Here is an 11,104-nt window from a genome sequence, read left to right as displayed (position 1 = left end):
GCCAGCCCGTGCCGACCACCCCCGCCCCGCGCAGCTACGCCTCCGGCACCGCGGACGTCCCGCTGCTCGGCGACACCATCGGGGAGAACCTCGACCGCGCGGTGCGCGCCTTCCCCGACCGCGACGCGCTGGTCGACCGCCCCACCGCCCGCCGCTGGACGTACGCCCGGCTCGGCGCCGACGTGGACGCGCTGGCGCTCGGCCTGCTGGAACTCGGCATCGCCAAGGGCGACCGGGTCGGCATCTGGGCGCCCAACTGCGCCGAGTGGACCCTCACCCAGTACGCCACCGCCAAGCTCGGGGCGATCCTGGTCACCGTCAACCCGGCCTGCCGGGCGCACGAGTTGGAGTACGTGCTGAACCAGGCCGGGATCCGGCTGCTGGTCGCGGCGGAGCGCTTCAAGACCTCGGACTACGCGGCGATGATCGCCGACGTGCGGCCGAACTGCCGGGAGCTGGAACGCGTGGTGCTGCTCGGCAGCCCCGACTGGGAGGCCCTGCTGGCCGCCGGGCGGGCCGCCGACCCGGCTCTCCTCGCCCGCTTCGCCGAACGCCAGGGCGAGCTGGCCCCCGACGACCCGATCAACATCCAGTACACCTCGGGCACCACCGGCTTCCCCAAGGGCGCGACCCTCTCGCACCACAACATCCTCAACAACGGCTACTTCGTCGGCGAACTGCTCGACTACACCGAGCAGGACCGGATCTGCATCCCCGTGCCCTTCTACCACTGCTTCGGCATGGTGATGGGAAATCTCGCCGCCACCTCGCACGGCGCCTGCATGGTCATCCCCGCGCCCTCCTTCGAGCCCGGCGCCACCCTGGCGGCCGTCGCCGCCGAACGCTGCACCTCGCTGTACGGCGTGCCGACCATGTTCATCGCCGAACTCGCCGACCCGGACTTCGCCCGCCACGACCTCAGCAGCCTGCGCACCGGCATCATGGCCGGCTCGCCCTGCCCGAGCGAGGTGATGAAGGAGGTCATCGAGCGGATGGGCATGACCGAGGTGTCCATCTGCTACGGCATGACGGAGACCTCGCCGGTCTCCGCCCAGACCCGCACCGACGACCCGGTCGAGCGCCGGGTCTCCACGGTCGGCCGGGTCGGCCCGCACCTGGAGGTCAAGGTCGTCGACCCGGCCACCGGCCGCACCGTCCCGCGCGGCGAACCCGGCGAGCTGTGCACCCGCGGCTACTCCGTCATGCTCGGCTACTGGAACGAGCCCGAGCGCACCGCCGAGGCCGTCGACGCGGCCCGCTGGATGCACACCGGGGACCTCGCCGTCATGGACGAGGACGGCTACCTGGCCATCACCGGGCGGATCAAGGACATGGTGATCCGCGGCGGCGAGAACCTCTACCCCCGCGAGATCGAGGAGTTCCTCCACACCCACCCGGACATCCTCGACGTCCAGGTGATCGGCGTCCCCGACGCCAGGTACGGCGAGGAGCTGATGGCCTGGATCCGAATGCGGGAGGGCGCCGAGCCGCTCACCGCCGAGGCCGTCCGCGCCTACTGCACCGGGCGCCTCGCCCACTTCAAGATCCCGCGCTACGTGCACGTGGTCGACGAGTTCCCGATGACGGTGACCGGCAAGATCCGCAAGGTCGAGATGCGCGAGATGGCCGTCGACATCCTCGGCCAGTGACCCGCCCGGCGCGACGCGGCCCCCGCCCGTCCCACCCTATGAGGGCTGCGGTGACATCGCCGAGCGTTCTTCCGACGGACGGCGATCCGTGGTCCACCACCGTGCCGTCGGCCGGCGCGCCAACGGCAAACCTGATCTGAAGAGAGCAGAAAACAGCGCCGCCGCGAGCCGCAAGGAAGTTCGAAGATCGCACGTCGAAGCGCTCCGGCTAACTTTCGGAACCGCCGGACAAGCCGAGCGACCCTGCTCTAGTATCCAGCCCACGAGGGCTTGCCGGTTATGCAGGGCTGCGAGTCTGCAGCGAACTAGGGGGTTCGGTGTCGATCACACCGCGAGGAATGTCGATCCAGGAAGCGTACAACATTTACCGCAGTGAAAAGTTGGTGGTAAATCGAAACTATCAACGCAAGCTGGTGTGGGGCGTAAATGAGAAAATGCACCTGATTGATAGCGTATTGCGCGGATTTCCGATTCCGTTGTTTTTGTTGGCCGAAGCGCCTGATCAGAAGTATGAAATCATCGATGGAATGCAGCGCCTGGATGCGATCTTTGGATTCATCGAGCAGAGATATGGCATCCCGGGCTTTGGAGACGCTCGTCGGTACTTCGATCTGAATGAATTCTCTCGGGCGCGGCAGTTGGCCGAGTCAAACGCGTTTGAGCGAGAGCCGGGGACGCCGGCGTTGATCAGCGCGGGGGAGTGTGCTGATCTCCTTGACTACCAACTGGCGGTAACGATCTTTGACTCTGGCGAAGAGGCAAAGGTGACAGAAGTTTTTCGACGGATTAATTCCGGTGGGCGCCAGCTGAGTGCGCAGGAGAAGCGGCAGGCTGGCGTCGTGAGCGACTTCGTGGCGATGCTGCGCAGGCTTGCGTCCGAATTCCGCTATGACGGCTCCCCGGATATTCTCCCCCTCACGAAGATGCCGGTCGTTTCGATCGACTCCGCCCGAGAACGGCTTGGCTACGGAATCTCTGCGGAAGAAACATTCTGGTGCAGCCTCGGTATCCTGAGTCCTCGCCAGCTTCAGCAGAGCGAAGATGAACAGCTTCTCGCGGACATCTGCATCTCTGTTGTGCGTGGAAACACGTTCAGTGTGAGTTCTGACGTCCTTGATAAATATTTTGATTTGTCTACGCCGGAGAGCTCCTCGCTGGCGATCGATCTCCACGCATACGGCACAGATAAGCTGGCTGAGGATGTGAAGATCGTGCTGGGCGCCCTTAAGGCCATTGTGGAGTCCATGCGCCCGGGCGTTGTAGGGGCATTCCGGTCCCATGTCAGCACCAGCACTTTCACCTCTGCGAAGACGCCGTTCTACGCAGTCTTCATGGCGTTCTACGATCTCATGATCAGAAGAGGACGTCAGTTGTCTGACAGGGAAGGTGCTTTCGAGGCCCTGAGAAAGGTTTCCGCCAAGCTTACACCCAGCAGGAACACGACTACGGAAGCGCAACGGCAAGCCAATATCGACATCGTCCGAGGCTTGGTCGAAAAGTATTTTACCGAATCGCAGAGGGGCCCGTTGACTCATGGCCCCGCTATGGAAATCGAATTTCCAAATCTGATCAGAAGGGCTCCCGTCGAAAGTGGGCGATATGAATTCAAGCAGGGAATCGCCTCGCTGTCAGCCAGGCGCGTGATAAACCGGAAGTTGCTGGAGAAGCTGCCGAAGATTGCGTCAGCAATTGCAAACATCGGGCCTGAGGGTGATGGCTATATTGTACTCGGCGTTGCTGACAGCGAAAGTGATGCGCAGCGAATCAAGGAGCTTGATTCGAGAAGTATACTGCAAATTGGGAGGCAGTACCTGGTCGGCGTCGACCGAGAATGTGAGGCTCTTTCGCTGGAAATGTCGGAGTATCAGCGTCTAATCATCAAGAATTTCCAGGACTCGCCCCTGGATGCGGAGCTCAAGGGTGACGTCCTCGCCAACATCGACACCGTTGCCTACAGCGGACGATCCTACGTTGTGATCCGAATCCCGGCGCAGCGGGAGCTCTCTGGCTATAACGGAGACTATTTCATCCGGGATGGAGAGGATCTGCGCAAAATGACCACAGGGGAGGCCCTGGCGGCATCCAAGCGGTTCATCAAGGCCTGATATCGGAGCCCTAGTTGTGGGGCCCTCGACACCATAGAGCGCCTGCTCTACCGCGAGATCTCGGAGTTCGCGACGACGTTCGGCGGCTTTGGCTCGGGAGGGGGGTCTCCCTCACTCCTGGCGAGGACCAGGCCTCACGTGCTCGGGGCTGGTGGTCGGCGAGGGCGTTGCTCTCGCCGACCACCAGCATCTGTGGAACTACCGGGCGCCCCAGGGCTGATCGGTGGAGACGATCTCGCGGCCGAGCGGCGTCAGCGAGACCGGGATCATCTTGAGGTTGGCCCACCCGAAGGGGATCCCGATGATCGACAGGAACAGCGGGATGCTGGTCACCAGGTGCGCGAGGGCCAGCCACCAGCCGGCGAAGATGAACCAGATCACGTTGCCGACGAAGGACGCGGCCCCGGCGTCCCGCCGCTCCACCGCCATGCGCCCGAACGGCCACAGGATGAAGCCGGCGATCCGGAACGAGGCGATGCCGAACGGAATGGTCACGATCAGCACGCAGCAGATGATTCCGGCGACCACGTAGCCGATTGCCATCCAGATCCCGCAGAAGAGCAGCCAGATGACATTGAGAACGAATTTCACTGCACTCATGCTGGCACCTTCTCACGGCTGACGGCGATCCACTATGCCCGTGCCATGCCCGCTGACGAGCGTGTCTACGCCCCGGCGGGTTGCTCCTCGGGGAGAGGCCCGGGCGCGCGACCGCATGCATGGGTTCCTGCGGCGCGAGCGCCCGCCGAGGACGGCCGGGTGCGGTGGGCATGAAGGCACCCGACACGTCATCCGGTGGGCCGCCGAGCGCCGTGCCCCGTGCGGCCGAGGCGCCCGCGCACCGGTGGGCGCGGAGCGGACTGTCGGCAGCCCCCAGGCCGCGGCCGAGTCGGCGGCGGCGCGCGGGCGCCTTTGGTCACGGCGCGTACGGGGCGCAGCCGGAAGACCTGGCGCCCGTAGGCGGGCCGGGCGGCCAGCGCGGTGAGCAGCGGGCCGGCGGTCTGCCACCGGACGTCGGACATCCTGGTTCCAGATGCCCGGAGTGACCGCCCGGTCACGCCTTCGTCTCCGGCCGAGTTAGCCTGTGCCGGTGGGGACTTGGGGATGGGCCGCAGTCGTTCCGGACGCAGATGCACCCTTTGGCTTCAGGGTGACCTTCAATGCTCGGCTCTTCGGGACCGAGGCCGAGGCCAGGAAGCATCTGCAAGAGCATCTCGATGCGCGCGCGGACGGGGACGGCGGGATCAAGGTCGCGGCCGAGCGGCTTCAGGCCGTCCACTTCTCGCTGCACACCCACACGCACGCCCCGGACGGTCGAGGCTGGCACGTCCTGGCCGCGGACAAGGAACTGTGCCGACTCGTGGTCGACCGCAGCGGCGTCGTGCGCCGCGTCCGCTTTCGGCGGCCCGGCTGGTCCGCCTTCGCCTCCGAATCCGCTGACGTGCCGCCCGAGGTCGCCCGGATCGCCGGTGAGCGGCGGCTCGGTCGGCACTGCAAGACTCTCGCCATTCCGCTGGTCGCCGTTCCCGGCCAGCAGGTCTCCGGGAACCGGGTCTACGAGTTCGAGCACGGCCTTGTCCGGCACGACCAGGGGGCCACCCTGCTGGCGCTGCGTTGGGACGAGACGACAGAGCTGTACCGGGACGTCACCGTCACCCGCCACCCGCAGCTGAAACGCGAGTCGATGTCCTTCTCGTACACCCTGATCGGGTCGAACGGCACGAAAATACCGATCATCGGCTCCTACGACGAGCATGCGGAAGGTGCCGATTCGCCGGCCCGCCAGTACGCCCTCCTCGGCAGGCGGGCCGAAGAACAGGTCACCCGCGCCCTGATCTCCAGCGCGCGGGCAGCGCTGGACGACGGACAGTCCCTGACCTTCGGGAAGTTCACCGTCAGCGAGGCCGGGATCCGGGGAAAGCGGGGCCTCATCCCCTGGAGTGAGGCCACGGTGTCGACCAAAGGCGGCCGCGTAACCGTCAGCAGGGACGGCAAGCTCTTCTCGGCCGCTTCCGAACGAGTAGCCGACATCCCCAACGTGTCGCTGCTTCTCACGATCGTTGACGCGTACCGGCGAGGCGCCGACGCGCCGAGCAGCGGCTGGTAGGCCGACGGCAACGGTGATCGCGATGGTGCTCGGGCCGACCTCGCAGGTTCCGCCGGCGGCGGGCCCGGGGCAGTCAAGTTAAGGCAGTCGAACCTCCTTCGATAAAGGACGCTGGTGCTCTGACCGGCAATGTCCAACGGATGGACGAAGGGAAGTCGGAGGCGGAACCGAAGCCTGGACTACCCCGCTGAGTGAGGGCGGCGTGCGGTCAGCACGGGCTGGTAGTACCCGCGGAGTCCGGACTGTGCCAGGTGATGTCGGTGAGGTCGGCGTCAGCCGTGAACTCGGTTAACTGTGAGCGCGTCACCGCCCAGTAGGTGCTCCGGCGGACTCGGACATTCCAAGTGGTCCCTGCGGGGGTGAGCTGGAAGTGCTCCAGGTCGTAGCGCTCGCCGTCTTCGTGCCAGTGCCACAGCTGGAAGGTGATCACCTGGCCGTCGCGGGTTTCCGAGACCTGGGGAGGCGTGGCGGTGGGTTTGGTCTGGCGCGCCTCGTCATAGGCCCGGACAGTGATCATCAGCAGTCCGTCGCCTCAGAGCACCCGTCTCATGCCGAGGAGTGCCGCCCGGAGATCCTGCCCGGAGAGCAGGTGCGGGAGTGAGTTGTCCGCGCAGAGGGCGACGTCGAAAGACCGGTTCTGAAGGGCAGTTGACGCATGTCGGCCGCAGCTGCCGGAAGTGTGCTGCCCCGGGCCGCGGCCTCGGCGGCGGCACCTCATCCCTGCTCACGCTCGGAGGCGAAGTACGCTCGGCCCCAACCGCCCTGCCAGGACGGGTCGACGACCGTTCCGTCCGCGGTGACTGGCCGGGGAGCGTCATTCCAGAGGTGCGGTATTCGGGGTTGCCCATGGGTCGCCGTGCGCGTGGCCGTTGTCGGAGGAGGCGGATTCCTGCCGCGTTGTCCGGCCGTGCCCCGCCTCGTCGCGCTGGGCGGCCACGTCGGGGATGGCGGCGATGGCTTCGGTGAAGCGGCCCTGGTGGATCAGCAGTTCGGCCAGGTCGTTCGCGGCCCGTTTGCCGGGCAGCGAGCGCAGGAGGGCTATGGCCTCCTCGACGCGAGCGTCCTGGGCGAGCAGCCACGCGATGGTGAGCTCGCGATCGTCCACCTCATCGGCCGACAGGGCCTCGATCTCCGCGATCGCCTCCCGGGCGCGCCCGGACTCTCCCATCAGCCACCAGCGGTTGGAGCGAAGCCAGTCCTCGTTCTCCGCGAGGAACTCGGGGCTGCGTCCTTGTGTGAGTCCGATCGCCTTGTCGTGCTGGCCCTGATCAGCAAGGAGGCTCAGGGCCCCCTGGAGGAGGTTGTCGTCGTAGAGGTCGTCGAACGTGTGCTCCGCCGCCTTGATGGCGTCGTCGAACCTGCCCTGGCGGATGAGCAGTTCCATCAGCATGCTCTCGTACCAGCCCGGATGCCTGGCCGCGATGAGGCCGCGCAGGTACGCCTCCGCCTCTGCGGCTTGTCCCAGGCTCTCCCTGGCCCTCACATATGGGTGTACGGCGGCGTGCTTGTGGGTGTCGGCGAGCTCGCGCAGTTCCACGATCCGCCCGCGTCGGGCCAGCAACTCGGCGTAGAACTCGACGGTGTTGAGTACCCCGTGCCGGCGTGCGGCCACGTCCGCACCGAGCAGCCGGATCGCCTCGTCCACACGGCCGGACCGTTCCAGGACTCGGGCCTGCGCGGGCAGGACGTCCCACAGGTCACGGACGCCGGGGCGCTCCGGGTCGCGCCGGAACTCCTCGGCGATCGGGGCCAGTAGCTCCAGCACCCGCTCGTCGCACCCCTGGCCGTCGGTCATCTCCACCAGGGCCGTCAGCACCCGCCCGCTGCGCAGGTGCGGGCCGAGTGCGCCGATAGCCTCCTCCACCCTCCCGGCTCGGAGCAGGAGGGCGGCGTAGTCCCGCGACGCATCGACCGCGTTCTCCGGCGGGCCCTCCGGGCGTGCCAGTTCCAGCGCCTGGTCGACCCGGCCCCACCGCATCAGCACGTCCGCGCCCACCCGCACCGCCGGCTGCCAGCCGGTTGAGGCGAACGGCTCCACCACCGCCCAGGCCCGCCCGAAGGTCCCTGCCGCGCACAGCTCTTGCACCGCACCCGCGGCGCAGAACCAGTCCTCACGCTCCCGCGCCGCCTGGATCAGGGTCTCCAGGCCGCCGCGGTCGCGGATCGCGTCCACGAGCCGCGGCAGCACGCCGCCGAGGGTGTCGACCTGCCATTGAAGATCATCCACGTTCACAAGGACACGCTAGAGCAGGTCGCAGACACCAGCCGGTGCGGGAACCCCGCCCTGCTGTGGCCCTCCAGCGAGTGCGGTTCAGTGACCTTCTGCTCCCCGGGTGGCAGGCGGCCGGCAGTCTCGCCTCGACGGGCTTCGGGGTAGCCGGTCCAGGGCGGCAGCCCAGTCCTCCTCCGCTGAGGTGGCATCCAGGCGCGGTCGAGGGGAAGAGCCAGCGGCGCGGGCGGTTGGCGATCCAGCCCGGTGGCGGTGGTTGGTTGGTGAATTCGGTCAGGAGCCGGGCCAAGGGGGGAGGACAGGTGGATGGGGACGCGGTCGAGGACGAGGTCGGCAAAGGTCGGCCCGGGCCATCGCTGCCGAGAACGGTCACGGCGTCGGCGGGGAGTACGGCGATCCGGGCGAGTTCCAGTCCGAAGAGGTAGAGCAGGGCTCCAGCGGCGCGGACGTCGAGCGGCAAGGTGGTGTCGGCCAGGCACTGGTGGAGGATCTCCCAGTGCGAGTCGTCGTCGAGTGCGACCGGATTGAAGAAAGGATCACGCTGGAGAAGGAGATGGTAGGAAGACCGGTGTGCGCAGCTCGCGGTGCCGAGAGCGGAACGTTCGTACAGTTCGCCGTGGACGCGGATGTGGTGGAGCAGATCCGCCACGATGGGGTGAGCCCTTGGGTGGTCATGCCCGTCCTTCGTCATTCGGAAGCCCTTTCGGGCCAGGCATGGAGGGCGTGGCTGCCATGCCAGGGCGAAGCCGCAACGCCTCAGTCCCCGTGCATAGCTGATCAACTACTTTGGGTCGCTTGAATGCGCGTAGCGAGGCGGTGTCGGAGACGGCCGTGTCATGCTCGTCCCATGGACGTCGACGCCGAGCACGAGGTCACGCCGGTCGGGGGATCCGGTGGCAAGGGGCTCTTCTCCTCGCGCCTGTACCTGGCCCGCCAGCAGTCGGACGTCCGGGATGCGGCTGCCGATCCGGCGGTGTCCCTGGTGCAGGAGGTCCTGGCCGGTGTGCCGGGATCAGTGACCTTCCTCCAACCTGTCCTCGGCCCGGGCGGGGAGGTCGCGGATCTGCGTTTCGCGGCGGTCTCTCCCGAGGCGGTGGACATCGGGGGTCGGCGGGGACGGGAACTGATCGGGCTCAGAGTCCTCCAGACGTATCCTGGGACGGCGGACAGCGAGCTGTGGCGGGGCTATCTGAAGGCCCTGGGGACCGGCGAGTGCTACGAGGGCGAGCTGGAGTACGAGGAGGTCGCGGCCAACATCCCGCACCGCTCCCGCTACGGGGTGCGGGCGGTGCCATGCCAGGGTGGATTGGTCGTCTCGTGGACCCGTCTGGACACGGGTGAACGTGTGCAGCGGCGTCTGGCCGTCATGCAGCGCCTGGCGGGGATGGGCTGGGCGGACTGGGACCTGGTGCGCAATGTGATCACCTGGTCCGAGGAGGTCTACACGATCTTCGGCCGTGATCCGGCCCGAGAGCCGATGACTCTGGACGAACTGCCCTCTCATGTCCCGGCCGATGACCTTCCGGCGCTGGGCCGGGCTGTTCAGCAGTTGCTGGGCGACGGTCAGCCGATCGACCACACCTTCCGGATCACCACGCCGGGCGGACAGGTGCGGCACGTTCGGATCGTCGCGGAGGCCGAAGTCGACGCGCACGGCGACCCGGTGGAGGTGCACGGCTTCTTCCAGGACCTGACCGCAGCCAAGCACGCGGAACAGCAGCTCCTCCACCACCAGCAGGAAGTGCTCGCCCATCAGGGCCAGTTGGCCGCCGAACGGCAGTTGGCCGCCCGTCTCCAGGACACCCTCCTGCCGGTGTCCCGCCAAAGCCGCCTCCTGGCGGGCCTGACCGTCGATGTCGCCTACCAGCCCGCGCAGGAAGGTCTCAGCCTCGGCGGTGACTGGTACAGCGCCATCGAACTGCCGGACGGCGACGCACTGTTCGTCGTCGGCGACGTAGCCGGCCACGGGCTCGACGCAGTGGCCACCATGGCGCTGCTGCGCTTCACCGGCAAGGGCATGGCCATCACGGGCACGCCGCTGCCCGCCATCCTGGACCGCCTCAACACCCTGTTGCTGCACACATCGGACCAGGGCTTCGAGACGGCGACCATGATCATGGCCCGCTATGACCCGGCCGCTTCCCGGCTGACCTGGGTCCGGGCCGGTCACCTGCCGCCGCTGCTGGTCCGTGCGGGCCGGGCCCGCTTCCTGGCCGCCCCCGGGGGTACGCTGCTGGGAGCCACCACGGAGGCGCACTACGAGGCGTCGACCCTCGACCTGCTGCCCGGTGACCACCTGTTCCTCTACACGGACGGGCTGGTCGAGACTCCGGGCAAGAGCCTCGACGAGGGGATGGCCCGTCTGGCGCGCACCGCCTTGGCCCACGTCGGCGATCGCCGGTGCGTGGACGCGATCGTGTGGGCGCTCGTCGGGCCGCAGGCGCACCGCGACGACATCTGCGCCCTGCACATCGCCCGTTGACCACAGGCAGGGTGCCCGCTTTTGGCTTGGTGGTCAGCGGGACCGTCGGACGAGGCGTCTGTGGCTGCTCGTACGTCGATGCCGAGGCGGTGGAGCAGCGGGTTTGGTCCGAGGTCGTCACCCTGCTCGGTGACTCGACGGACGGTGGCCGGCCGCTCCTTCGGGTTCGCCGCCGGGTGCGGCCGTCGTCGTCTTCTCAGGCGGGTTCGGTGGTGGTGGTGAAGCGGTCGCCGCCGTGGACCCACCGGCCGTGGCGCATGACGGCGATCAGGTCGTAGCTGGTGGAGTCGAGTACGACGAGGTCGGCGAGCTTGCCGGTCTCCAGGGTGCCGATCGAGTCGGTGAGGCCGAGCAGTCGGGCCGGGGTGGTGGAGAGCGACTCGACGGCCTGACCGAGGGTCAGGTTGTTGACGGTGGCGGCGCGTTTGAAGGCGATGTCCAGGGTGAGGGTGGAGCCGGCGATCGAGCCGCCCTCGACGAGCCGGGCGACGCCGTTCTTGACCTCGACCTGGAGGGGGCCGAGGGGGTAGA

General features: G+C 67.5%; 8 protein-coding genes. 4 read left to right on the top strand and 4 right to left on the bottom strand.

All coding sequences use genetic code 11. The features are described 5' to 3' along the window. Nucleotides 1-8 precede the first annotated feature (8 nt). Nucleotides 9-1,649 (top strand): AMP-binding protein, encoded by a 1,641-nt coding sequence (locus ABT247_RS26950; protein WP_350747108.1) that lies wholly within the window; start codon nt 9-11, stop codon nt 1,647-1,649. A gap of 338 nt (nt 1,650-1,987) precedes the next feature. Continuing rightward, nucleotides 1,988-3,754: a GmrSD restriction endonuclease domain-containing protein gene (locus ABT247_RS26945; protein WP_350747105.1), complete on the top strand. Its 1,767-nt coding sequence runs from the start codon at nt 1,988-1,990 to the stop codon at nt 3,752-3,754. A 198-nt stretch (nt 3,755-3,952) separates the two neighbouring features. Here ABT247_RS26945 and ABT247_RS26940 read toward each other — a convergent pair whose 3' ends face one another. Continuing rightward, nucleotides 3,953-4,354: a YccF domain-containing protein gene (locus ABT247_RS26940; RefSeq protein WP_350747103.1), complete on the bottom strand. Its 402-nt coding sequence runs from the start codon at nt 4,352-4,354 to the stop codon at nt 3,953-3,955. Between the two features lie 550 nt (nt 4,355-4,904). On the opposite strand from ABT247_RS26940, the gene ABT247_RS26935 reads away from it, so the two are divergent. After that, complete coding sequence (locus ABT247_RS26935; RefSeq protein WP_350747100.1) at nt 4,905-5,861, top strand: DUF6585 family protein; 957 nt, start codon at nt 4,905-4,907, stop codon at nt 5,859-5,861. Between the two features lie 208 nt (nt 5,862-6,069). Here ABT247_RS26935 and ABT247_RS26930 read toward each other — a convergent pair whose 3' ends face one another. Next, on the bottom strand, nt 6,070-6,378 hold the full coding sequence (locus ABT247_RS26930) for a hypothetical protein (protein ID WP_350747097.1): 309 nt from the start codon (nt 6,376-6,378) through the stop codon (nt 6,070-6,072). Between the two features lie 297 nt (nt 6,379-6,675). Then, on the bottom strand, nt 6,676-8,088 hold the full coding sequence (locus ABT247_RS26925) for a tetratricopeptide repeat protein (protein ID WP_350747095.1): 1,413 nt from the start codon (nt 8,086-8,088) through the stop codon (nt 6,676-6,678). A gap of 850 nt (nt 8,089-8,938) precedes the next feature. On the opposite strand from ABT247_RS26925, the gene ABT247_RS26920 reads away from it, so the two are divergent. Then, nucleotides 8,939-10,573 (top strand): PP2C family protein-serine/threonine phosphatase, encoded by a 1,635-nt coding sequence (locus ABT247_RS26920; RefSeq protein WP_350747093.1) that lies wholly within the window; start codon nt 8,939-8,941, stop codon nt 10,571-10,573. Between the two features lie 196 nt (nt 10,574-10,769). On the opposite strand, the gene ABT247_RS26915 is transcribed toward ABT247_RS26920, so the two are convergent. Then, nucleotides 10,770-11,104, bottom strand: a 335-nt coding sequence (locus tag ABT247_RS26915; protein WP_350747090.1) for an amidohydrolase family protein, incomplete at its 5' end; no start/stop codon positions are given.

It is taken from the genome of Kitasatospora sp. NPDC001539 (genome assembly GCF_040298565.1).
Classification (GTDB): Bacteria; Actinomycetota; Actinomycetes; order Streptomycetales; family Streptomycetaceae; genus Kitasatospora.
This window is presented reverse-complemented; position numbering and strand designations above follow the sequence as displayed.